General features: G+C 61.6%; 17 protein-coding genes and 1 pseudogene. 14 read left to right on the forward strand and 4 right to left on the reverse strand.

All coding sequences use genetic code 11. The features are described 5' to 3' along the window. The 6 genes and pseudogenes from NK8_RS32835 to NK8_RS32860 all read left to right on the forward strand — a co-directional run bounded on the left by NK8_RS32835 (nucleotide 1) and on the right by NK8_RS32860 (nucleotide 8,862). Nucleotides 1-1,221, forward strand: coding sequence for a Replication protein O (locus NK8_RS32835; RefSeq protein WP_213233654.1), 1,221 nt, complete (start codon nucleotides 1-3; stop codon nucleotides 1,219-1,221). Between the two features lie 2,058 nt (nucleotides 1,222-3,279). Continuing rightward, on the forward strand, nucleotides 3,280-3,510 hold the full coding sequence (locus NK8_RS32840) for a hypothetical protein (protein ID WP_213233655.1): 231 nt from the start codon (nucleotides 3,280-3,282) through the stop codon (nucleotides 3,508-3,510). 572 nt (nucleotides 3,511-4,082) lie between these two features. Beyond that, the gene (locus tag NK8_RS32845; protein ID WP_225936583.1) at nucleotides 4,083-4,754 is read left to right on the forward strand and encodes a hypothetical protein; all 672 of its coding nucleotides are present in this window, start codon (nucleotides 4,083-4,085) and stop codon (nucleotides 4,752-4,754) included. Next, entirely contained in the window at nucleotides 4,747-6,702 is a 1,956-nt protein-coding gene (locus NK8_RS32850; protein WP_213233656.1) for a phage integrase family protein, read from the forward strand. The genes NK8_RS32845 and NK8_RS32850 overlap by 8 nt, the downstream gene beginning before the upstream one ends. A 1,276-nt stretch (nucleotides 6,703-7,978) precedes the next feature. Continuing rightward, a pseudogene (locus tag NK8_RS32855) lies at nucleotides 7,979-8,198 on the forward strand (IS110 family transposase); the annotation flags it as partial. A 295-nt stretch (nucleotides 8,199-8,493) separates the two neighbouring features. Then, nucleotides 8,494-8,862 (forward strand): LysR family substrate-binding domain-containing protein, encoded by a 369-nt coding sequence (locus tag NK8_RS32860; RefSeq protein ID WP_225936584.1) that lies wholly within the window; start codon nucleotides 8,494-8,496, stop codon nucleotides 8,860-8,862. Here NK8_RS32860 and NK8_RS32865 read toward each other — a convergent pair. Next, nucleotides 8,855-10,099 (reverse strand): SLC13 family permease, encoded by a 1,245-nt coding sequence (locus NK8_RS32865; protein WP_213233657.1) that lies wholly within the window; start codon nucleotides 10,097-10,099, stop codon nucleotides 8,855-8,857. The genes NK8_RS32860 and NK8_RS32865 overlap by 8 nt on opposite strands. A gap of 353 nt (nucleotides 10,100-10,452) precedes the next feature. Here NK8_RS32865 and NK8_RS32870 point away from each other — a divergent pair, with 353 nt between their 5' ends. Continuing rightward, entirely contained in the window at nucleotides 10,453-11,688 is a 1,236-nt protein-coding gene (locus NK8_RS32870) for an aconitase X catalytic domain-containing protein (protein ID WP_213233658.1), read from the forward strand. Further along, a complete protein-coding gene (locus NK8_RS32875; protein WP_213233659.1) occupies nucleotides 11,685-12,179 on the forward strand; it encodes a DUF126 domain-containing protein in 495 nt (164 codons plus the stop codon). The genes NK8_RS32870 and NK8_RS32875 overlap by 4 nt, the downstream gene beginning before the upstream one ends. 19 nt (nucleotides 12,180-12,198) lie before the next feature. Here the strand turns inward: NK8_RS32875 and NK8_RS32880 are convergent, their stop codons facing one another. Next, nucleotides 12,199-13,047 carry a GntR family transcriptional regulator gene (locus NK8_RS32880; protein ID WP_213233660.1) on the reverse strand — a complete coding sequence of 283 codons (849 nt, stop codon included), beginning with the start codon at nucleotides 13,045-13,047 and terminating at the stop codon, nucleotides 12,199-12,201. Nucleotides 13,048-13,229: 182 nt separating this feature from the next. Here NK8_RS32880 and NK8_RS32885 point away from each other — a divergent pair, with 182 nt between their 5' ends. From NK8_RS32885 to NK8_RS32905, 5 genes are all read left to right on the forward strand, one after another. Further along, entirely contained in the window at nucleotides 13,230-14,138 is a 909-nt protein-coding gene (locus NK8_RS32885; protein ID WP_213233661.1) for a LysR family transcriptional regulator, read from the forward strand. Nucleotides 14,139-14,298: 160 nt separating this feature from the next. Next, nucleotides 14,299-15,318 carry a PDR/VanB family oxidoreductase gene (locus NK8_RS32890; RefSeq protein WP_213233662.1) on the forward strand — a complete coding sequence of 340 codons (1,020 nt, stop codon included), beginning with the start codon at nucleotides 14,299-14,301 and terminating at the stop codon, nucleotides 15,316-15,318. Nucleotides 15,319-15,412: 94 nt separating this feature from the next. Next, nucleotides 15,413-16,528, forward strand: coding sequence for an aromatic ring-hydroxylating dioxygenase subunit alpha (locus tag NK8_RS32895; protein WP_213233663.1), 1,116 nt, complete (start codon nucleotides 15,413-15,415; stop codon nucleotides 16,526-16,528). Between the two features lie 114 nt (nucleotides 16,529-16,642). Beyond that, on the forward strand, nucleotides 16,643-18,082 hold the full coding sequence (locus NK8_RS32900) for a TIGR00366 family protein (protein ID WP_213233664.1): 1,440 nt from the start codon (nucleotides 16,643-16,645) through the stop codon (nucleotides 18,080-18,082). A gap of 257 nt (nucleotides 18,083-18,339) precedes the next feature. Then, complete coding sequence (locus NK8_RS32905) at nucleotides 18,340-19,638, forward strand: MFS transporter (protein ID WP_213233665.1); 1,299 nt, start codon at nucleotides 18,340-18,342, stop codon at nucleotides 19,636-19,638. Between the two features lie 15 nt (nucleotides 19,639-19,653). Here the strand turns inward: NK8_RS32905 and NK8_RS32910 are convergent, their stop codons facing one another. Then, nucleotides 19,654-20,550 (reverse strand): LysR family transcriptional regulator, encoded by an 897-nt coding sequence (locus NK8_RS32910; protein WP_213233666.1) that lies wholly within the window; start codon nucleotides 20,548-20,550, stop codon nucleotides 19,654-19,656. A 158-nt stretch (nucleotides 20,551-20,708) separates the two neighbouring features. On the opposite strand from NK8_RS32910, the gene NK8_RS32915 reads away from it, so the two are divergent. Continuing rightward, nucleotides 20,709-21,725, forward strand: a complete 1,017-nt coding sequence (locus tag NK8_RS32915) for a TauD/TfdA family dioxygenase (RefSeq protein ID WP_213233667.1) — start codon at nucleotides 20,709-20,711, stop codon at nucleotides 21,723-21,725. Here the strand turns inward: NK8_RS32915 and NK8_RS32920 are convergent. After that, complete coding sequence (locus NK8_RS32920; RefSeq protein WP_225936585.1) at nucleotides 21,713-23,248, reverse strand: class I adenylate-forming enzyme family protein; 1,536 nt, start codon at nucleotides 23,246-23,248, stop codon at nucleotides 21,713-21,715. The two genes, NK8_RS32915 and NK8_RS32920, sit on opposite strands and share 13 nt — an antisense overlap. Nucleotides 23,249-23,251: the final 3 nt, after the last annotated feature.

Consider the following 23,251-nt stretch of genomic DNA (forward strand, 5'->3'; position numbering starts at 1 on the left):
ATGTCTATCGCGCAACGCTTCGTTGCTAGCGAGGGTGAAACACACCCCGGAGATTCGGCTGCCCTCACGGCTTTTCGCTGTGACTCGACGAACCTGCCTTGGATCATCTTCCGGGCGGCATTTCGCGCCGCGCACATCGAACAGATTCCACCGCGCGCCCGCGCCGTCCTCTCCGCCCTCGCGCGAACCGTCGACGCAGCTAAACCGTTCGGCGCCATCTTCGCACGCCGTGAGCTCCTCTCCGGCCGCGCGCTGCAGTCCATGCGGACGTTCTATCGCAGCCTTGACGATCTCGAGGTCGCCGGACTTATCGAGCGACGTCCGCAGGCCCGCTATGTCGATGCCGGCCTGTTTGGTCGCGCCTACCTTCATCTCACCGAGCATGCCGCAGCTCTCCTCGGCCTCATTGAGAGCTCCCCCGTGCACGAGAACGAAACCGTCCGGGCGCCCTTTTCAACCGCGCTCGCATTGGCCCAGCCTTCTTTGTCTATACCGTCTGCCAATGTGGCAGACGGTGGAATATATAAGGATCTAAGCCCTTCTATTATTCAAAAGAGACAACCGGGCCAGTTGCCTGCGGACCTTCAGCGCCTGCGCGCCCTGGGTCTTTTTGATTTCTTGATCTTCAAACTGATGCGCGAGGCGCGCGAGCACGGAAAGCGCCTCTCCGACGTCGTTGAAGCCACCTGGGACCACCTGAAGCTCGCCAAGGCACCGATCAACTACCTGCGCGCCCTGCTCCGCAACCCGGTCGATTTCGCCCTCTTGTTACGCCGTCGGAACGACGAACACCATGCCGAGCAAGCGCGCACGCAGCAGCGCGCGGACGCCCAAGCCGTTGCCCGCCAACATGCCGGTCGCACGTTTATCGACGTCAACGAATCGCGCCAATTCGTGATCGGGGCCGGTGGTGACTCGCTGACGATCTTCAGTCTCACGGAGCGCATTGGCCGCCAGGCCGCCGGATGGATGCCGTCGTTTGCGACGGCGCTCGCATCCGGCAAACTTCGACCAGCTACCGCGCTAGATCTCGAACGCTTCGCCCATGCGCAACGGGAAGCGTTAGGCAAATCCCAGTCTTGCGCGGCACCGATGGCGCACGCAAAGCCTCCAGTGACGGGTGCGGTACGGGAGCACATCGCCGGCCTGCGTAAGCTCCTGAAAGTGCGGGGGCGGGCGCATAACGTGACGCAAGCGGTCAACGCATTGGGGACTAGATGAAGCGAATCGTGCGAACTCACCGCTTGCGGACGGACACGCTGGGCAGGTCACCTGAGGCGCGGAAAAACTGCAACTGCCAATCTTAGCCACCGGCGTGCGGCGGATTGCCCGGACGCCTAGCAACAGCGAATGCTGAAAAGCCCTTCGGCAAGCCAGTATCTCGATAGCCAAGGCACGATCTCAGCAAGGCGAGGGCGTGATCGGGCGCGACGCGATCGTCGAGCGCAATTACAACGGAGGCGAAGCGTGCAGCCAATGCGGCCGAGAGTCGGCAAAACGCGACAGACCGATGTGGACGCGCATGGAAGACCGGTGCGCGAATGTGTCTATCGGCTTCGAGGAACATAGCTGACTGATAGCTCAAACGTCGTCGCAGTCGAGAAAGCGAAGTCCCCTCGGCGGGCGGGGCCACGATACAGGACGATGACCATGCGCAAATGGGCGCCCAGCCGGCGCCGGGTCGCTCCCAGTCTCGCCGACGCGACTTCGCCCGAAGGCTCACTTGTCGAGCATTAACGCGTGCGTGGCCTGCCAGGAGCCGCAAACGCCGAACAGCGGGCGCATTTGCGCTAAACCGGCGAAGCTGTCGGAGCACCAGTACGGGGATTTCAGCTCTACGATCGCTTGCCACGTGTGCGGAGAATCTGCGCTTTCAGGCGAACCGCGCGAGCGCCGGCCCGGTGGTGCGTGGGGGTGGACGACAAAGTGGGCCCGGCGGAACGTGCCGTGAAGTCACGGCACGACGTCTGCCTACCTGGTACAGGTCTAGTGAACGAGGAAAAGCAATCAAGCTCGGCGGCGCTGACCGGATCCAGCGGCCAGCCGGCCCCGTGCAGCGGCTACGCCGGATAGCCCGAGTCTTAGCGATCGCAGTGGGCAGCGCGTTGCAATGCGCCAGGGTGGTCGCGTCGAGCCTCACGTAGGACCGACGCGGTGCCGTATCCAAGTGGAGGCCATTTGAATCGTCTCTGGCTCCTGGACGCCGGTCACGGAACCGTCACATCCTTCCACCTCGGTTTTCCGTTTGCGATTATCGATGGCGGAGGGGCGTGCCGGCGCGCCTCGCTCCGTCGAACCATCGTTCCACGCGAGTGCCGGAGGCCAACCGACGGTCGCCCACGGCGACACACGCACGCCGTCTTTGGCTCGGCCTCGGGCGAGCCAGATGAGGGCGAGCGACGCTCGTCAAACCTGATAACTCATGTTATCGGGAGGGGTCACCGCCAAGCAGCGGGCAATCGTGACCAAGACAGCTAAGCTATTGACTGAGCAGCCATGCTGTTTGTCGCTGAATATCGCCATGATCACCTCAGTGCCCCGCTGGTCAGCGCGCCATGTATCGGACGCGAAAACCGGCATCGGTTAGACCGACGTTCGCTTGCCGCAATGTGTTCCGATCACGAAAGCGGCCCTTGGTGGCGCCTAGTTTCGATGCGGGGGCGAGAGACGAGCACGATGCCACTAGTACAGAAGGTTGAGTGAGGCGCGCCGTTACGCTCCGGGCGCAAGAGGCCACATCATCGACAAAAAACAAATGGCGTGCTTGGTTTGGTCGATTTCCCACGGCGCGGCAGCCTCACGAACACAGGAACTTTTGTAAAATCCTAAGGTGACCGGCGGCACTCCACATGCCTATTACCCTCCCTGCGTGGAACATCGCCGAAAAAATGGAGCGGTAGGTAAGTGATTGTTTTTAAATGATTTTTGTCACCGCCAGCGAATTGTTTCACGGCGTCGTGTGACGAGACGCGCCCGCCGCGCGGCAATTTTCAGCGCGTCCCACCAGATCGGTGCAGTCGTCCGTGCAGCGTATCGAATGAAACGGAAAGTGTGAAACTTGATACGCTCAGCGCTGAGAAGTAGGCTTGGCGCCGTTATCGCGTCAAGCCGGTGGCCTGTGATAAGAGAACAAGTCGACTGAAAGACGTTGACGGTTTTCGAACTAGACAAGCAGGCAGTGGCCAGCCGATCACGCCGCGCCAGAAGTTAAAGCGGGGTGACTGCGGCGCGATAGAAGCGCTAATGTAGTAGTAATAGTCCTTCGAACGCGAGCTTGATATGGAGTGGAAAGATACACGGCCGACCGCGCCCGGCTACTACTGGTTGCGCTTTGTCGACGAGCGATCACCGCAACGAACGATCGCGGAAATCTCCGCGGTGCCTGGCGACGGGGCGGTCGACTTGGTTGTTATTCTGATGGGCGACGACACCATCATGGAACTCGATGACGCGTACTTCGATGGCGGCCTATTCGCTGGACCCATCGAGCCGCCGATGACTGCAAATTGACCTTCGCGAGTCCGCGGCCGAATGACGGCGTGAAGGAGTGGCGGCTTGCGCTCGTCGAGCGATGAGGAGCCTTTTTGCCGCGGCGGACCATCGCGGCGCGTTCAATGACTAAACGACGGCCTGACCCCGCTCAGCTTCTCGTCGGCACCATTGCACAGCGCTGTCGCCTGCGGTAATCGCGGTCATCCGCCGCTTAACCGCTATTCCAAGTCACGGGCCCGCCGGCGCGTCATCCCCATATCGACATCTGGCGATCGAATGTCTGATCGAGGATTATCTGCATCTGCGGCCGCTTCTCATCGACCGCCATGCGGAGGCGATCGAGGCACTCCGGCAACACTGAAGCGGCGTCTTCTTGAGTTGCTGGGCGACGAAGCTACGCCCGCCGGCGAGGACAGATACGCCGCACGGCCTCGTAATTGAAACTTGCTCGATGACCTTAACGAGGGGCATCGCCCTAGCTCATGACCGTCTATTTGACTTAATTAGGAAGCCTGATAATGGCTATTATCGGGATAACGTTTTAGGGGTAAAATGGCCCGTTTCCGATTTACATGAGAGGGCAGGGGCCCGTGGCACAAGGCTTTGGCGATGACGACAGTGATTTCAGCGAGGGCGGCTGGCCGCGGCCGTCGCGTGATCCGCGTGATCCGCGCGATCCTCGCGAGGGTCGCTGGCCCGATGAGGCGCCCAGCGCCGAGATCGCGCGCGTGGTGCTGAAGGTCGACGAGACGATTACGCTCAAGCGTACCGCCGCCGCGGCGCGGCTCACCGCACATGGCGACGCTGTGCCGCCCCGGCCGATCAAGCCCACGCGCATGGAACTCGCCGTGGTGATTGCGCTCGCCGAGACCTACGGGGTCGCGCTACATCAAGACCCGCGCTTCGTGCCGGTGCTCGACTGCATCGCCGACGCTGGCGCGGTGGCGCTGGTACAGCGGGTGATATATGGCGCACGGCCCGACTCGGCTCACCGCGCCAACTTCGCCGTGACCGCGCTCACTGCGGAGAACGCGCGCCTGACTGAGGTGCTCCGCGACGCGCGCGTGGCATTCGAGTTTCTGTGCGCCACCTGGCCCGAGGTGTTCCTGGCGCAGACGCATGCCGTGCTCGCCGGGATGGGCGTGCGCGTGCGACCACCGGATGCCGACCCGACGCCGCCATCGGCAAGCAAGGGCGACGCGCACGACGATGAGGATGACGCTGACGGGCCCGATGAAAGCGGGGAGGGCGGACATGGCTGAGCGTCGCGCCTCCTCCGAAAAAGCCACGGCCTCCGGCCAAGCCTCCACCGGCGTCGCCGACGTTGCATTCCCGCGCGGCTTCAGGACCAAGGATTTCACCGCGCTGCGCGCGTACGTACAGCGCATCGCGCCGGCGATCATCGCGCGCACCTATTACGACCCGGACGAAGATCCGCATGCGGCGACGCCCGGCACGATGGAACGCTATCTCAACACGATGCTCGACACGCTCGTGCAGCTCGCGCTCGCGCACGGCTCGACCGCGCTCGCTGAGCACCTGCGCGCGTCGATCAAGCAGCACGGCCAGCCCAAGCTCACCGCGGTGACGTTCCGGATGGTCACCGAGGCCGCGCAACTCGCGGCAGCCGCGCCGCACCCGGATCACGCGATCGGCGCGTGGCTGCGTCCGCGCATCGCACGGCGCCTGAAAGGGGAGGGGCTCACAACACTCGGTGAGCTCGTCGCGTTCTGCAATCGGCGCGGGCCGAGCAGGTGGCGCTCGATTCCGCGCATCGGTCGCGGGCGCGCGCGCGCGATCGTCAGCTGGCTGCGCAAGCAGCAGGCGGCCCTGCAGTTGACGGTCGACATCGACATCGATTCCGTTGAGAAAGCCGGGGTGCCGCTGGTCGCGGACGAGCTCGTTGAGGTGGTGCCGAATTTCGCGAGCGAGCTTGGCGAGGGGAGCCGACCAGGCCGCCTCACACTTGCACCGCTGGAGCGGCTGGCGGTGCCGCACGCGCTGTCTGGCGCCAACGCTGAAAATCGCTCAACGGCATTCTGCTACATCCAGGCGAACCACGATCTCGATGCGGTGCGCGCGTATCTGAACCGCTTTCGCGATCAACCGAAAACCCTGCGCGCCTACACCAAGGAGCTCGAGCGGTTTTTGTTGTGGGCGGTGGTGTTGCGCGGCAAGGCGCTGAGCGATCTGCGGGTCGATGACTGTGAGGCGTACAAGGACTTCCTTAAATGCCCAGATCCGCGTTTTGTGGGTGAACGCTTCGCGCGGCACTCGCCGCGCTGGCGGCCCTTCGCCTCGTCAAGCTCCGCCACGGCTAATGGCAAGGCATCGTTGTCGGCCGACTCGCAGCGTTATGCCGTTCGGGCGCTTCGCACCGCCTTCGCATGGTGGGTCGACGTGCGCTATCTGGCGGGCAATCCGTGGAAGGCGGTGAATGATCCGGTGGTGGTCAACCGCGCGAACGCGATGAAGATCGAGCGCGCGTTGCCGGCCGAGCTGTGGCGCAAGCTACGCGACGAGCTCGACGCGCGATCGGCGGAGGAGTGTGCAATGCAGTGGCGCGCGGTGCGCGCTGCGATCCTGTTGCTCGGCGACTCGGGCCTGCGTCGCGAGGAAGCGGCGATCGCGCGCTGCGAGAATCTACGCCCATCGTCTTACGGCACGGTCGAGCGGCCGGTGTGGGAGCTGACCGTTGTCGGCAAGGGGCAGCGTGGACGGGCGGTGCCCGTCAGTGCGGCAACGCTGGTTGGTTTGCGCGCGCACTGGGCAGATCGGAGGCAAGTCTTCGACGCGATCCGCAGAGAACAGGCGCCGCTCGGGCCGCTGCTCGCGCCGCTCATCATTCCGTGGACCGACGCCTCGCGCCAACGGCACCGCAGAGGGGAGGGCGATGGCGCGTTACCTTTGGCGGAGGCCGGCTACACGGCGGACGGACTGAACCGACTGATCGGCCGGATGCTGACCAAGCTGGTCGAGACGTGCGACTCCCTCGATCTGGATGATCGAATGCGGATCGGCCAAGCGAATGCGCATGCCTTTCGACACACGTTCGCCACGCACTCGGTCGCCGACGAGGTGCCGGTGGATGTTGTGCAGAAAGTACTGGGCCACGCGTCGCTGCAGACCACGTCGATCTACGTGCAGGCCGAGAAGCAGCGCGTGCTCGAAGAAGTCGCCGATTATTACGCGCGGCTCAGCAGTCGTTAATGTCTGACGCATCGTTGCAAAACGTAGCCACGGACGTGCTTCGCATTGACCATGTTGGTGCTATCACCGGCGGAATGGCGGATCACGGAGCCGGTCGTCGCCGAAGCTTCAAGACAATGAGGGGGGCGTACTGCCTTAGGGAGCCGGGAGAAAGCAAGGCGGCTCGGCTCGCGGCGGGGGCCGGGGACAACGCGATCAAGCTGTGGAACTCAACGAGCGGCGAAGTGACGCCCGAGGGGCATACGGGAGCAGATTCGCGCTCGCAGCGTTGGACGACGGGCGACTTGCTTCGGGATCATGGAACCAAACGATCAAGGTGTCCGAGACAACCAGCGGGGATGCGAGTGCCGCTTGAGAGGCACGCAGGGGCGGTGTCAACGCTCGCGGTGCTTGCCCACCGACGGTTCGCAACGCGGCCTGGAAGGACGCTACGATCAAGCTGTCGAACTCGACGACGGGTACATGCGAGGCGACGCTTGAGGGGCACACGAATGACGTGACGGCGCTCGCGGTGCTAGATGACGGGCAGCTTGTATCGGGGTCGGGGGAACCAAACGATTCGAGTCTGGCAGAAACGAAATGGACGTTGGACGGAGACTGTTCGGCTCTTCGCTGACGCCAGAAATGACACGCTGGCTTTTTCCGCGCGCGCCGCGGGTCACGGCGGCCTGCGATGCGAGTTGGCAGTTGCACGTTTGAAGGTTGAAGGCACCGTGCCAAGTGCGAGCGAAGGGCCACGCGGTATAGGCCCCTCGCGCGAAAGTGGTTTTTCCTGAGAAAGATCTTTGGCTCCGCAGCACGCTGCTCAGGTGTTCCCCATGCCGCTAACGGCGAACATTGGACGCGCTGTTTCTCCCGCGCGAATCTCGCCGCGCGCACTTTGTTCCTGCTTCGCACGGTGGCCGATCTGTGCTGTCTCGCGGGCTATCCGCGCGGGGGGTCATCGGACGAATGCGCGAGGTGTTGGGGGCGATCAGGGCATTACGATTCCCGTTCGCCCCTTAAGATGAAAAGGCCGTATGGCCTCGGTGCCGTGTAGCGAATCAACGTCGATTCGAGTACCATCGCGGAGCAGCCAGAAATCCACGGAGGTCGGAATGCCGAGAGTATCTTCGGATGGTCTCCATGGGCCTGCTACCGAATCTTGGCCAGAACACTGGCTATTAACGTGACGGCGCGGCGCGCGTCGCGAAGAAAGACAAATACGCATGGTTGCCCAGAAGAAGATCGAAATCGATTCGCTGGCGAAGTACGCCGCGAAGATCGAACAGTTGCTCGAGGCGACGCGTATGTGCGCACGCTGTTGATCCACGGGGCTCGCAGCGTGCTGCGACATCCAGACAGGGCCGGCGCATGGGTTGAGCAGCTCGGCAAACGCCGACCGTTCAACGTGGTAATCGTGGCGCTAGCCAACAAGATCGCAAGAACCATCTGGGCACTTCTCGCCCCACGACAGGCAGTACGGCAGGGAGTACGTTAGCTCGAAACCTCAATAAAGAATTTGGGTTACACAGGGGCTGTTCTCACAGGTGGCACCTCGACAGGTTACGTTGGCAATCGTGTGCAATGACAAGACAGGTCGGACCGGGATTCTCTAAACCCGGGTATGACGAAGAGCCTTGAGCTCGACACGGAAATGCTTGGGAGCCAGCGGATTTCATCGGGGCCCGCAGCCGAATGATTGGCTACAACAGGCCGGATATAAAGCAGCAACCGCCCCATCAAGTCGAGCACACGAAAAACCTTCGCAAAAAGGGAGGGGTCCATATAAAGTCATACTGACTTACTCCGTTGGCGCAGAAGAAGGCGCTGAAACTCACGGACTTCGCGAACGAGCGCTTCGTGCTCGGCACGCCGCATTCGTCGGAAGCGTTTCGCCATCACTTCTTCTCGATCTGCCATCGCGCGGGCTTTGCGCCTGCGATCGCTCAGGAGGCATCGACAAGCGACGGCATCATCGGCCTCGTCGCCGCGAATACGGGCGTGAGCATTTATCCCGAGTGCATTCGCAACATTCAGCGCAGCGGATTGTGCATCCGGCCGCTCTCGGATAGGGACACGGCAATCGACATGGTCGTCTGCTGGCGCGGCGACACGCGCAACCCGTCCGTCGACACTTTCATTGGTGAGTTGAAGGCAGCTCGCTCTGGCCTCAGATGAAAAACGCACCCAGCGGCACAAAAAGCGTCAAAGCCGCCGTCCACTTCAAGAGATCCTTGAACGTTCTCTCATCTCCATGCAACTCAGCCAGAACAAGTCCGCCGCCCAGATGAAACGGACTCGCTGTAATCACGACGATGCTCGTCGCCGATAGCGCCAACTGGATCGACGCAAGCAACGCGGACGGTTCGTTCGCCAGCGAGTGCGTCACTACCGGAATGACCAACCCGAGCACGACCACTGACGAAGCCTCGAAATTCGCCATCAACGTGCCGAGGTACGTCATGCCCACGCGGACCAGCGATTGCTGTTCCAAATTTTGCAGCAGCTCGCCGGTCGCCTTCAATACGCCGACGTGTTCGAGCATGCCGATATAAATCAGAATGCCCGAGATCATCACGACCATGCTCCACGGCAGATCGGCGATGACCTTGCGCGGGTCCGCCCGAACCGCCATGTTGAGCAGAACGCCCATGGAAAACGCGCTAAGGCCGACATCGTGGTGTGTCAGCACCAGCGCGACAAAACCGAGCAACGCGGCGAGCGCGGCCCATTGCTGCCAGGTCAGTGCGAGTCGCGACGAGACCGCTCCCGAAGCGCTTTCCGAAGGGGTGTTGCGTCTTCTGCCGCGCGCGATCAATTCCGCTCCGCCAAACGCGAAGAACGCCAGGAGCGCGAAGGTGAAATTGATCCCGAGCTGACAGAAGAAAAAGTGCATGGGAAGGAGCGTCACGCCGCCCTTGGCCGCTTGCGCGGCGACCACCTTCGCCCACGGATTCAACGGCGACAATCCGCCGATACATCCGCCCTGAATGGTCACGATGCCCATCAACGCCGGGCGGATTTTCTCGCGCCGCGCAATCTCCAGCGCAACCGGCAACGTGATGACGAGCGCGGCGATCGGCAACGCGCCCAATGCGCAGATACAGGCGGTAAGGGCACACGTCGTCCACGGCAGCAGCCATGGCCGCCCGCGAGACATCGCGGCAGCCTGATGCACGATCAGTTCCGCAAGTCCGCTATCGCGCACGAGATTCCACAGATACATCACGCCGAGAATCAGCATGACGAGATCGGTCGGGAAGGATGCGAATATCCGCTTTTGCGGAACGCTCGCGAGCACCGCCAGCAAGAAGCTCGCGGGAATGGCAACCAGCCCTAGATTGATGCCGCGCCACAGGCTGATCGCAAATACGACCACCAGCAGGACAAGCGCAACGATATGGATGTTGGTCATACCGGTGTCTCCCCTCGATTTGTTTTTCGACGCGGGAACGTTCGGCGCATTGATGCGCACGCGGACTCACGCCGGCGGGAACGAAAATGCTGCGATGTTCTGGGTCAGACATGTGGCTCAAATGTTGTATTAGCTTGTATCAATACATCACGATGCATGCTATCGCCGTGCTTTCGCACCTGTCAACTGGTGGAATCGCCGACGCCGTGCGACCCGCCGCCCGGTGCCAATGACGGGTCGACGCGTGTTGACATCGGTAAAGCACGTCGTTACTATCCGCCTATCTTGTCTTAATACAATATAAGACAATCAAGGTGTAGTTTTCAGCGACGATATCCGTAGGGAGATTGCGAATGCTGCTCGACGATGAAGAGACCGCCATGCTCAATGGAGAGCAAGGCAAGGTCCTGCAAATGGCCATGCGCCATCAGATACAGGTCGGCGAATTCTTCGGTGCGCGTGATTTCGTGCCGGTCACGCAGGCGCACATCATGGCCGATACCGAGAGTCTCGGACAGGCGGGCGTCATGTGGCTAGAGCGGCTTTCCGAATTCGGCGATGGCCGTCACACCGTGCGTATTCCGACCATCACCGATCCGCGTGGCACCGATTTTTCGAAGGCCAGCGATCTCGGTCAGCGCGACTGGATGGTCGAGCTCGAACGCCGCACGATTCACGCGTTCGAGCGCCTGGGCGTCAGCATGACCGACACCTGCATCAACTATCAAACCGTGCTTGCGGCCACGCGCGGCGAACACGTCGCGTTCGGCGATACCGGCGTCGTGATCTATTCGAACTCGGTGAGCGGCGCGCGCACGAATTTCGAAGGCGGCCCGTCTGCGTTGTCCGCTGGTCTCACGGGACGCACGCCGCGTTATGGTTTTCATCTCGATGAGAAACGCCGTGCGACAAAGCGTTTTCGCGTCGATTTCACGCCGCGCACGCTCAACGAATGGGGCGCCCTCGGCGGCGTGATCGGCCGTCTTGCCGGCAATTACTGGGAAGTGCCGGTGATCGAAGGCATCGAGGCCGCGCCGACTTCCGACGACCTCAAGCACTTCGGCGCGGCGATGGCGAGTTACGGATCGATCGCGCTGTTTCATATCGTCGGCATTACGCCGGAAGCGTCGCGGCTCGAAGATGTCGGCGGCGATGCGTTGCCGGTGCATCATCGTATCGGACGCGCGGAAATCGAAGCGCTGACCGCGAGTTACGCGGTCTCGAAGCAAGTGGACGTCGTGGTCTTTTCCGCGCCGCAACTGAGTCTTTACGAACTGCGCGCGCTCGCTGATCTCTGCGATGGCCGCACCTTCAAGGTGCCGATGCTCGCGATCACGAGCCCGCAAGTCGTGCCCGATGCCGAGCGGTTCGGTTATACGCGCCGCATCGAAAAAGCGGGCGGCACGGTGCTCGCGGGCATGTGCTTTTATCAGTCGTATGCGCGCGAGATGTCCGAGGCGAAGGGCTGGAAAACGCTCGCCACCAACAGCGCGAAGCTGGTGAATATTCTCGGCGGATACGGCTATACACCGATGCTGGCATCGATGCAGGCATGCATCGACGCAGCCGTGACAGGAGAACTCGCATGAACGAAATCGTGCTTGTCGCGCGTCACGCGCTCGGCAATAAAGTGTCGGCGGAAGCGCTGGTTGCAAGCGACGGCTTCTCCGCCCGCTACGATCTGAACCGTCTGGAAGGCGTCTTTTCGCGGCCGTCGCACAAGCTCGTGGGGCAATCGTATATCGGCCGGGTACTCGTGCTCGATACGGCGAAAGGCGGTGTCGCCAGCGCGTGGATGTTGCACGAGATGCAGTCGCGCAACATGGCGCCGGCGGCAATCGTGTTCAACACGGTGAACCCGATTCTCGCGCAAGGCGCGGCCCTCGGCGATATCTCGATGATCGCAGGTTTCGATTGCGACGTGACGGCCGTCGTGCCGCATGGCGCGTTCGTCGAGATCGATCCTGCAACGAAAACGCTGCGCGTGTTGCGCGCGGCAGCGGGCGAACCTGCTTCGGCGACGTTCGCGCAAGGGCAGCAGGGCACGTCGACGGTGCATGTGAAACCTGCGCATCGTTAAACGAGCCAGCGTCGCACGGTCACGCCGCGTGATCGTGCGATGCCGCGCCGTTCACGTTCTTGATCGACGAGCCCACCGGCAACGGTCCTTGCACGCTCAGCGTGAATTCGTAGTTCTCCGGACGAATATGAAACGACGTGCGTTCCAGCAGCAGGCCGTTTCCATCGAACGATTCGCGGTCCATCACGAGCAGTGCGGCACGCGGCGAAAGCCCGAGCGCCCGCCCGACCGACGTACCCGCCGAACACGCGCGAATGCGAATCTGCGCCTGGGCTACGGGCATCGCGAGCAGATTTTCGAGCAGCACGTAGATGGGGTTGCGGTTCGCCTGCTCCCAGGTGAGCCCGCTTGCCTGCGGCGGCAGATACGACACGACGAGCGCGATCGGCTCGCCATCGACGAGATAGAGCCGCTTGAGGCGAAAGCAATCACTTTCGCCTTCGTCTTTCCCGAATGCCTGCCGCAAGGGTTCCGGCGTGCTCACGGGTCCGAACTCCAGCAGCTTCGTCTTTGGCTCCACCCCTTGTGCAACCAGGGCATCGTAGAAGCCGCGCATCGGCTTCAGATCATGGACGAACTTGTTGCGCGAGACGAAGGTGCCTTTGCCTTGCTTGCTGACGACATACCCGTCCGCAAGCAACTGCGCGATGGCCTGCCGAACGGTCACGCGACTCACGTCGAAACGTTGCGTCAGCTCGCTTTCGGCGGGAAGTTTGCTATCGGTCGCGAAGGTGCCTGCGTCGATCTCCGCGCGGAGACGATCCGCAATCTGGATATAAAGCGCGGTGGCGCTGTCGCGATTGAGCAGTGGTTCCTTCGTCGTTTTGCCGCGTTTCGGAGCGGCGCGTTTGCTGGAATTGCCTTGCATGGATTGCCTTTGAGCTAGCGTCGTGTGTCCGCGACAAGAAACGTAACACACATGTATTCGGATAATAAGACATGCTCATACAAGTTGCAATCGCTAGGGCTTTCCACGGCTGGCGCGTGACGATGAAATCCGTAAACTCGCGCTACGCTCAGACCGGCCATCAGTCATAAGGCAGCGCGATCATGACTCTGCAACAGTTGGAGACTTTCTTCTGGACCGTGAAGCTCGGCAGCTTTGCTGCCGCCGCCGAGCGCCTGTACGCGACGCAATCCGCCGTGTCCATGCGCGTGCGTGAACTCGAACGCACGCTGGGCGTCGAGTTGTTCGACCGCACGCATCGCACGGCGCGGCTCACGCCGAAGGGCCGCGAACTGATGGATTATGCGAGCCGCATTCTCGATCTCTCGACTGAACTGGAGCATCGGATCGGCGCGCCCGAAGCGGTGTCGGGCACGGTGCGCTTCGGCGTTGCGGAAGTCGTCACGACGACATGGCTGCCACGTCTCATCACGACGATTGCGGAACGCTATCCGAATGTGCGTCTGGAAATCGAAGAAGCGCTGACTGCGGAATTGATGGCGAGTCTGCATCAGGCCGAACTGGAGCTCGTGCTCGCGCCGGGGCATACGCGCACACCGGAGATATCGACACTCTCGCTCGGCAACGTTGATTTCCAGTGGATGGCAAGTCCCGCGCTGGGCCTCGACGCGCGCACGTACAAGCCCCACGAACTGGCCGAGTATCCGATCATCGGCATGAAGCAATCGTCGTTTCATTACGCCGCGCTGGAGGACTGGTTCCTCACGGAACATGTGCGATGCCGCTATCTCGCGCGTTGCAAAAGCGTGGCCGTTGCGGCGTCGATGACGATTGCGGGCATGGGCGTGTCGTATCTGCCGGTGCGCTCGTACAGGCACGAGATCGAGCAGAACAAGCTCGCGATCGTGCAGGTGGAAAATCCGTTGGAGCCGGTCGAATTCATCGCGGCATGTCCCGCCGGGCATTCTTATTCGCTCGCTCGCGCGATTGCGGAACTGGCCCGCGAAGTCAGCGATTTCGAGTGCATCAGGACCACGGCTTCGTCGCGATAAATGGTGCGGCGCGCCATGACACATCAAGTTTCCTGATGTTTTTTCGCGCAAATTACTCGTTTGAGTTCATGTGCCGTCACGCCTAACCTTTTCTTCAAGCACAGCGCGCGTTCCCACACGACCCGCACCGACTGTTGCTGCGAGATAAGGAGAGAGACACATGGAAACGGTCCTCACGCGCGAGGAGGCGGTTGCTCGTCCGGACGATGAACGGCAGAAGAAACTGTATGTCACGCTGAAGTCCATTACCTCGCTGGCCGACGACATCAACGCATTCGAATTCGTGAGCGCCGATGGCGAGCCGTTGCCCGCGTTCACGGCGGGTTCGCATATCGACGTACACCTCCCCGACGCAACCATTCGACAATACTCGCTCTGCAATTTGCCTGACGAACGACATCGCTATGTGGTCGCCGTGCTGCGCGATCCGGCAGGGCGCGGCGGGTCGGTCGCGATGCACGACACCTTGCGAGCGGGCCATAAGCTCTTTGTTTCAGCGCCGCGCAATCACTTCGCGCTATCGAAATCGGCGCGCAGACATGTGTTTATCGCGGGTGGAATCGGCATCACGCCGGTCATGGCGATGATCGCGGAAGTGCGAAAGCGCGGCGAACCGTTCCATCTCTTCTACTGCGCGCGCAGCTCGCAACGTGCCGCGTTTCTCGATCGCCTGAAGACGCTCATCGAGCGCGGCGATGTCTCGCTGCACTTCGATAACGGCGATCCGCGCAATGGACTCGATCTTGTATCGACGCTCGAAAGACGGCCCGCCGATACGCATCTCTACTACTGCGGCCCCGGCCGCTTCATGGACGCAATCGAAGCCGCCAGTGCGCATTGGCCCGCGGGCACGCGTCATTGCGAACGCTTTTCCGCAAGCGGCGCGATCAAGGAAAGCCAGGCAACGACCGAAACTGAGACACCCTTCGATATCGAACTGCGGCGTTCGCAAAAAATCCTCACGGTGCCACCAGGCGAATCCATCGTCGATGTCATGCGCGCAAACGGCGTGGAAGTCGATACGTCGTGTTGCGAAGGTTATTGCGGCACGTGCATGACGCGCTATCTCGCGGGGGAACCGCTGCATCGCGACACCGTGCTCGACGACGAGGACCGCGAGGAATTCGTAATGATCTGCTGCTCGCGTTCGAAGTCGCCGATGCTGGTGCTTGATCTTTGAAACGCCTTTTCATGCGGTTTCAGTAAGTACACGCGGAGCGACTGGTTCCGCTCGAATCAACGTTCCCCACTCATCGAGAAAGAGGACGCGCGTCATGAGCACATTCGAATATGTGAAGGATTGCTGGTATCCGATCGGCTTTTCGTCGGAGTTTGCTATCGGCCAGTTGCAGGGGCACAAGATCGTCAATCGCCCCATTGTGATGTGGCGAGCCGAGAGCGGCGATGTCGTCGCGTTCGACGATCGCTGCTGCCACAAGCGCTTTCCGCTTTCACAAAGCAGGCTGCTCGATAACGGTCAGCTCGAATGCGCGTATCACGGCTTGTGCTACGACGCGGCGGGCCAGTGCGTGGCGATTCCATCCGCACCCGACAAGCCGATTCCACCGCAAGCCCGGCTGAGCGTCGTGCCCGTGCGCGAACAGGACGGCGTGGTCTGGATCTGGCCGGGCAACATCGCGGCTTCGCAGCGCTGTGAGCCGCCGCGCACGCCCGAGGTCACCGATGCGGAGAACCTGTCGATCGGCTCGCCCGAACCGCTTTACGTGCCCGCGAATTACTTGTTGCTGATCGAAAATCTGCTGGACATCACGCACTTTTATCCGCTGCACGACGGCAATATCGGCGATAAGGAAAACAGCAAGATTCCGGTGGACCTCGAAGAAGGCGACAGCGAAGGCTACACATTCGTGCGTACGACGCGCCACGTGCATGGCTATCGACAACCGCCGTATCTGAAGGAATGGTTTCTGTATGACGAAGTGGAGCGCGTTCACACACATTGCATGGTCACGCCAGGAGTCACGCGCGTGGTGATGCGCGTCGCGCCCGAGGGAGAACTCGGCACGGACAAGGAACGCGGATATACGCTTCTGCATCTCCACTTGCCGGTCGATGAACGCAACCTCGTGTGGCGCTGGAACGTGTCGTGCAAGAATTGGCACACCACATTGAGCGATGCGAACATGCCCACCGCGAAGAAGGTCGCGGAGATGTTCCCGGCGGTCGTCGCGCAGGATCAATGGGCGCTGGAGCGGCAGCAACGGATGATGGAATACCCGGACGATGGCTATTCCGAACTCTTTCTCAAGACCGACAAGGCATTGCGCCGCGCCCGTCAGATTCTTGTCGGTCTGCAGCGCAAGGAGCGCGAGCTTCAGATCAGCCCGGCAGGACAGAATGCGCCGGCGAACGAATCTGCGATGGCGTAAATCCTTGAGGTCACTGCCGCCTTTACCCGCCCTCCCGCGTGAAAGGCCCGCAAAAAAGGCCTGAAAACAAGCCTCCATACGAGAGAGCATCGACCCCGGTTCAGGAGACACACGATGGAAACCCATGATTCCCCGCCGCTGGCGGCGAGGCCTCAAGCCGTCCCCGATCATCCGGACGAAGGCAAGACCCTGTTGCAGCGAGCGGTGTCTTCGTGCGTGTATCTGTTCGAACGCGTGATGCCGGATCCGTTCGTCATCGTCATTCTGCTCACGGCGATGGTCGCGTGTTTCGCGCTCGTCTTCGCACCGAAGGGCACGCCGGAAGTGATCCTGACCGGCTGGTACAAAGGCATTTTCGGCATCTTCACCTTCGCGTTCCAGATGGTGCTCGTGCTCGTCACGGGCTATGCGCTCGCGAGCGCGCCGCTCATCAAATCGGGCTTGCGCAGCGTGAGCAAGCTCGCGGTGGGGCCGGTTTCCGCCGTGCTGCTCGTGTTCGGCGTCGGGGCTGTCGCGACCTTCCTGAACTGGGGCTTCGGCCTGGTCGTCGGCGCATTGTTGTCCAAGCAAGTCGCGCGGCAGGTGCGCATGGACTTCGCATGGCTCGTGGCCGCCGCGTATAGCTCATGGGTGCTGTGGGCGTTCACCGGCATGTCGAGTTCGATAGCGCTCTCTATCGCGTCGCCGGGCAATCCGCTCAATATCGTCGAGCAACATACGCACTCGGCGGTGCCGCTCGCGCATACGGTGTTCGCAGGATGGAACCTGCTCGCGGGCATCGCTGCAATGGTGCTGATTCCGGTCGTTTTCATCCTCATGCGTCCCGCCGATAAAGACGTGATCGCCGCCGACGCCGCGTTGCTCGAAGCGGAAGACAAGAAGGTCGACGATACGGCCGATTCGCGCGCCGGGACTTTCGCGGGCCGGCTCGAACGCTCGCGCATCTGCGCCCTGTTTTTCGTGCTCGCCGGCGTGGGCTACCTGGCAATCCAGTGGACGCGTCACGGCGTGAGCCTGGACATCAACACGGTCATCTTTATCTTTCTGCTCGCAGGATTGTGTCTGCACGGCAGTCCGCGGCGCTATGTCGGCGCGGTGACGGAGGCCGCGAAGGTCACGGGGCCGATGTTGCTGCAGTATCCGTTCTATGGCGGAATCATGGGCATCATGAGCGCGACCGCACTCGATGAAACTGTCGCGCATGCCTACATTCACATTGCTTCGAGCACGACGTTGCCGTTCCTGAGCTATCTCGCATCGGGCGTGATCACGTTGTTCATTCCGAGCGGCGGTGGTCACTGGGCGGTGCAGGGGCCGTTCACGATCCCCGCCGCCATGCAGCTCGGCGCCTCCTTGCCGGGCACGTCAATGGCGATTGCCGCGGGCGAAATGGCAGGCAGTCTGTTGCAGCCGTTCTGGGCGATTCCGGTCGTCGCTATCGCGGGCGTCGGCGTGCAGCGCGTGCTGGGCTTCACGCTGGTTATCTTTCTGACGGCGGGATCGCTGCTCGGCTTCGTGTATCTGTTCGTCGTGCCGGTGTGGGCGGGCACGTAGTCCGGCTATTTCACTGATCCGTTCGATGATGCCCGCGCGCTTCACACCCGCGCGGGCATCGGCATTTTTAGCATTCGATGGGATGCCTATCAACTTCGTCGAGATGGCGCGTTCGTATCGGACAGATAAGCCCATGCGTCCTATAATATAGGACTCTACATTCAAAATGTGGTTTACACGATGCTCGGTCCGTCGCAGAATGTGGTCGAGCAAGAGGGCTGCGAGCAGAGAGCGCGAATCAAATGGAGACGCACGTCATGCAATCAGGCACATCGGGTAAAGCGCACGAGGCATCGGCACGAACGATCTTGCGCGTCACGAGCGGCAATTTCCTGGAGATGTACGACTTCTCCGTCTACGGTTTCTACGCGCTTTCGATCTCCCAGGCGCTCTTTCCGCGCGGCAACGAATTCGTCTCGCTGATGCTGTCGTTCGCTACATTCGGCGTCGGCTTTCTGATGCGGCCGATCGGTGCGCTCGTGCTCGGCTCCTACATCGACCGACGCGGACGGCGTGCGGGCCTCCTGCTTACGCTCGCGCTAATGTCAGTCGGCATGTTGATGATCACCTTCGTGCCGGGCTACGACACAATCGGCATTGCCGCGCCGATCATCGTCGTGGTGGGGCGCTTGTTGCAGGGCTTTTCCGCGGGCGCGGAGCTCGGCGGCGTGTCGGTGTATCTCGCGGAAATCGCGCCGCCGGGACGACGCGGCTTCTTCGTCAGCTGGCAATCGGCGAGCCAACAGGCGGCGGTGGTGTTTGCAGCGGTGCTCGGCGTGGGCCTGCGCTTCACGCTCACGGCCGAACAGATGAATAGCTGGGGCTGGCGCATTCCGTTCATGATCGGCTGTCTTATCATTCCCGTCCTTTTCATGATTCGCCGCCGTCTGCGAGAAACGAAAGAGTTCGAATCGCGCGCGCGGCATCCGACGAGCAAGGAGATCTTTGCGTCGCTGCGAGACAACGCGCGTCTCATCGGCGGGGCGATCATGCTGGTGACGCTCACCGCCGTCATGTTCAATCTCATCACCGCTTACACGCCGACATACGGCTCGCGCGTGCTTCACCTGCCCGCCATCGATTCCTTCCTCGTGACGATGGCTGTCGGCATCATCAACTTCACGATGCTGCCTATCGTCGGCGCGATTTCGGACAGGGTCGGGCGGCGGGCCGTGCTCACCGTAGGCGCAGTGCTCGTGATTCTGACTGCCTATCCCGCGATGTTATGGCTCGTGCAGGCGCCCAGTTTCACGCGCTTGCTCGCCGTGGAGATGTGGTACGCGATGATCTACGGCTCGTACCAGGCAGGCATGGTGGTCGCGCTCACGGAGATCATGCCCGCGAGCATTCGCGGCACGGGCTTCTCGCTCGTATGGAGTCTCGCGCAGGCCATCTTCGGCGGCTTCACGCCGTTCATTTGTACCGCGTTGATTCAGGTCACGCAGAATCGGGCGGTGCCTGCGTTGTGGCTCTCGTTCGCCGCGCTGATCGCGTTGTTCGCGACCTTCCGCATGTTCGCGCGGCCTTCGGGCGAGCCCCGGACCGCGTTGCCTTGAGCCGCCATAGCGCGATCACGCATTGCCCGGCCGTTCGAACTCGCTCGTCTCCAGCGCGAGCTGGGCCACGGCCGCGACGATGGGATCTGTCGTCGTATGCCGATGTAGCGCGACGAACTGCACCGGACCGATCTGCGGTGCGGTATCGATGACGCGCAGCTTGCCCGCCGCGATTTCTGCGTGATACGACGCGCGCGGCAAGAGGCTCACGCCCAGACAAGATACGGTCAACTCCGCGAGCACGCGCACGTTATTGCACGAGATGACCGGACGATAATCGGCGTTCGCATCGCGGAACCATCGTTCGATGACCGGATAGTGATGCGATTGCGACGACAAGCCCAGCACAGGCCAAGTCGCTAGCTCGGCGGGCGATAGCTTGCGCGCGGGCACGGCAAGCGCGGGCGAGCACATCCAGACGAATTCGTCGTAGCCGAGCGAAATGGCTCGAAGCCCGCTTTGCACGACCGGGCCCGTCACGAGCGCGAGATCGAGATCGCCGTTGCGCAGCTTGTCGACGAGCGTCGCCGTCAGACCCATATCGAGCACGACCGCGAGATTCGGATAGCGCTCGCGCAATGCGCCCATCAACTTCGGCAGCCACGTAATCGCGACGAGCCCCACGACGCCGAGTCGCACCGTGCCCGTGAGCGCGTCTTTATCGCCGATACGATGCCTCACGCGCGATGCCAGCGCGACGATCTCGCGCGCCGATACAACGAGGTCTTGCCCCTTCGCCGTGAGCCGCGCGCGATGCTGGCTGCGATCGAACAGATCGACGCCGAGCGAGCGTTCCAGCTCGCGAATGCGCGCCGAAACGGTCGATTGCGTCGCGTTGAGCGTTTGCGCGGCGGCGGCGAAGCTGCCCGTATCCACGATGCGCAAAAAGGTCTCCAGTTGTCGAATGTCCATTGCTCTTCATGGCGGTTGGGCGGCATCACTTCATCGCTTATTTCGATGATGAGCGATCGGAAAGTCTCGCTATCCGGCGCGGCGCGCACGCCCTAGACTGGCTTGCATCGCGGCATAAAACACACGACATTGCGCCGCAAAAAAAAGGAGCCTCGGAGATGACGGATCAAACGATGATACTGGAAGAAGACGCCGCGCACGATCTCAGCGAGCCGGTACGCATGACGCATTTCACCGGCAAGATTGCGTGGACGCGTGACAGCCTCTCGCCCGAAGACGGCATCGTGAAGATCAACGATGCGTGCCGCTGCGAACTCGATGAAGTCGTGGCGACGCTGCGTGCGAATCCGCTGCCCACGCCGCTTCTGCGTCCAGACGACTTTTCGCTCGAAAGCTGCCGCGCGATGATGCGCGATGCGGCGCAATTGCTGAGCGACGGGCCGGGCTTCGTGATCGTCGATCGCTTGCCGATGGAACTGTGGAGCAAGGAGGAAGCAACGGCGGTGTATTGGCTGCTCGCGCAGATGGTGTCGCGTCCCGTCGCGCAGAGCTGGGACGGCAAGATGATTTATGACGTGCGCGATCTCGGCAAGCCGCCCGGCAACGGCGTGCGTCCGGACATCACCAACGCGGAACAGAACTTTCATACCGACAATAGCTATAACGTCTGCCCGCCGGATTACGTCGCGCTGTTGTGCCTGCATCCCGCCAAGGAAGGCGGCGTGAGCAGTATCGTTAGTTTCTATACCGTCTACAACCAGATGATCGAGCGTTATCCGCATCTGCTTGAGCGCTTGCATCGGCCGTATCTGTTCGATCGGCAACGCGAGCACGCACCCGGCGATTCGACTATCATAAGTCATCCTCTATTTTGCAATGAAGCTGACGGTGTCGTGTGCAGGCTGTCGCATCGTCATGTGATCAACGGCTATCGGATGGCGCAGCGGGAGATGGACGAGGAAACCCTCGAAGCACTGGAAACGCTCGAAGCCGTCATGCGCGAACCGCAATGGGCGCGTGAGTTCTTTTTCGAGCCGGGCCAGATTCAAATCGTCGATAACTTGCGTTGCGGACATCGACGCACGAACTTCGTCGATTTCGATGAAGAGCATCGCAAGCGGCATCTCGTGCGTCTGTGGCTTCGCGATGCACGCCGGCGGTTCTATAACGGCTGAGTATCGTAGAAGCCTTTGGCAAGGCGCGCCGCGAGCGCCTTGCGATCCACCTTGCCGACCGCCGTCTCAGGCAACGATTCGACGAACACAACGTCGTGCGGCACGTAGATGCGTGAAAGGCGCTTGCGTACCGCGTCCTGCACGCGTTCGGCATGTATCGCGGTAAGGTCTCTCGGCACGACGAACGCAACCGGCACTTCACCGAGATCGCGATCCGCGCGGCCCACGACACAGCACGCAGCGACATTTCCTTCCGCCACGATCACGCTTTCGATCAGCAGCGGCGAAATGTTTTCGCCGCCGCGGATGATCACGTCCTTGATGCGGCCTGTCACGTAGAGATAGCCATCGTCGTCGAAGCGGCCGAGATCGCCGGTGCGCAGCCATCCATCGACGATCGTGCGCGAAGTTTCATCGGCGGCGCCCAGATAGCCTGTCATGAGATTCGGCCCCGCGATGCAAATTTCACCTTCGAGATTCGGTGTATCGATCATCGTGTCGTCGGCGGCGCGCAGCCTGATCGTCTGTCCTGGCACGACCTTGCCGACCGAACCCACGCGTCGCGCGTTCGGCGGATTGAGCGTGCTCGTACATGTCGCTTCCGATAAACCATAGGAAATCACGAGCGGGCAACCGAGCTTCGCTTCCACTTCGCGATGCAGGGCTTCCGTGATCGGCGCGGAACCGCAGCGCGCCATGCGCAATGTTGCGAGCGAGTCGGCGTCGAAGTGCTGCGCCAGCATGAGCGAATACATCGTAGGCACGCCGGTGATGATGGTCGGCTTGAAACGCGTCATCAAATCGGGCATGTCTTCCGCACGAAAACGCGGGCAAAACACGACGCTCGCGCCCGCGAGCAATGGCGCGAACAACTGATTGTTCACGCCATTCGTGTGATAGATCGGCATGACATGAAGCAGCCTGTCGTCGCTCGCTAAGGCGCCTTGTTCGAGTACGCCGAGTGCATTGTTGAGCAGCGCGGCCTGAGTGAGTTGCACGACTTTCGGACGTCCCGTGCTGCCCGAAGTGAAGAGCAGAAGGGCGGGGCAATCGGCGGCGACATCGACAGGCGGCCAGTACGCCGGCTCCGTCAGACGCGCGAAGTCGATGATCGTCGTATGCGAGGGAATGACAAGTTCGCTCACGAGCGACGTGTTGTCGTCGTCATGCACGAGAAAGCGTGCACCTGTTTCGACAAGACGCGCGCTCACTTCGTCCGGTGCGAGCTTCGGTTCGAACACGCACGGACACAGTCCCGCGCGAATCGCTGCGAGCAACAACACGACGGCATCGAGCGAGCGCGACATCGTGATCGCGACGACATCGCCGGGGCGCGCATTGCGGCCCGACAAGTGCGCCGCGACGCTGCCGGTCTCGCGTGCGAGTTCGACATACGTCAGCGAACGCGTGCCATCGCCGATTGCGGGAAGGTCCTGCACATTGCGCACATGCCAGTATTGTTCGAAGGCTTGCGCGAGAGTCGTCGGTCTGACATCGAAATTCAATGCGGTGGTCGTCGTCACTGT

It is taken from the genome of Caballeronia sp. NK8 (genome assembly GCF_018408855.1).
GTDB lineage: Bacteria > Pseudomonadota > Gammaproteobacteria > Burkholderiales > Burkholderiaceae > Caballeronia.

Coding starts and splice junctions, on each gene's coding strand:
- NK8_RS32835 (WP_213233654.1), top strand. CDS start 1: ATGTCTATCGCGCAACGCTTCGTTGCTAGCGAGGGTGAAACACACCCC.
- NK8_RS32840 (WP_213233655.1), top strand. CDS start 3,280: ATGGAGTGGAAAGATACACGGCCGACCGCGCCCGGCTACTACTGGTTG.
- NK8_RS32850 (WP_213233656.1), top strand. CDS start 4,747: ATGGCTGAGCGTCGCGCCTCCTCCGAAAAAGCCACGGCCTCCGGCCAA.
- NK8_RS32865 (WP_213233657.1), bottom strand. CDS start 10,099: ATGACCAACATCCATATCGTTGCGCTTGTCCTGCTGGTGGTCGTATTT.
- NK8_RS32870 (WP_213233658.1), top strand. CDS start 10,453: ATGCTGCTCGACGATGAAGAGACCGCCATGCTCAATGGAGAGCAAGGC.
- NK8_RS32875 (WP_213233659.1), top strand. CDS start 11,685: ATGAACGAAATCGTGCTTGTCGCGCGTCACGCGCTCGGCAATAAAGTG.
- NK8_RS32880 (WP_213233660.1), bottom strand. CDS start 13,047: ATGCAAGGCAATTCCAGCAAACGCGCCGCTCCGAAACGCGGCAAAACG.
- NK8_RS32885 (WP_213233661.1), top strand. CDS start 13,230: ATGACTCTGCAACAGTTGGAGACTTTCTTCTGGACCGTGAAGCTCGGC.
- NK8_RS32890 (WP_213233662.1), top strand. CDS start 14,299: ATGGAAACGGTCCTCACGCGCGAGGAGGCGGTTGCTCGTCCGGACGAT.
- NK8_RS32895 (WP_213233663.1), top strand. CDS start 15,413: ATGAGCACATTCGAATATGTGAAGGATTGCTGGTATCCGATCGGCTTT.
- NK8_RS32900 (WP_213233664.1), top strand. CDS start 16,643: ATGGAAACCCATGATTCCCCGCCGCTGGCGGCGAGGCCTCAAGCCGTC.
- NK8_RS32905 (WP_213233665.1), top strand. CDS start 18,340: ATGCAATCAGGCACATCGGGTAAAGCGCACGAGGCATCGGCACGAACG.
- NK8_RS32910 (WP_213233666.1), bottom strand. CDS start 20,550: ATGGACATTCGACAACTGGAGACCTTTTTGCGCATCGTGGATACGGGC.
- NK8_RS32915 (WP_213233667.1), top strand. CDS start 20,709: ATGACGGATCAAACGATGATACTGGAAGAAGACGCCGCGCACGATCTC.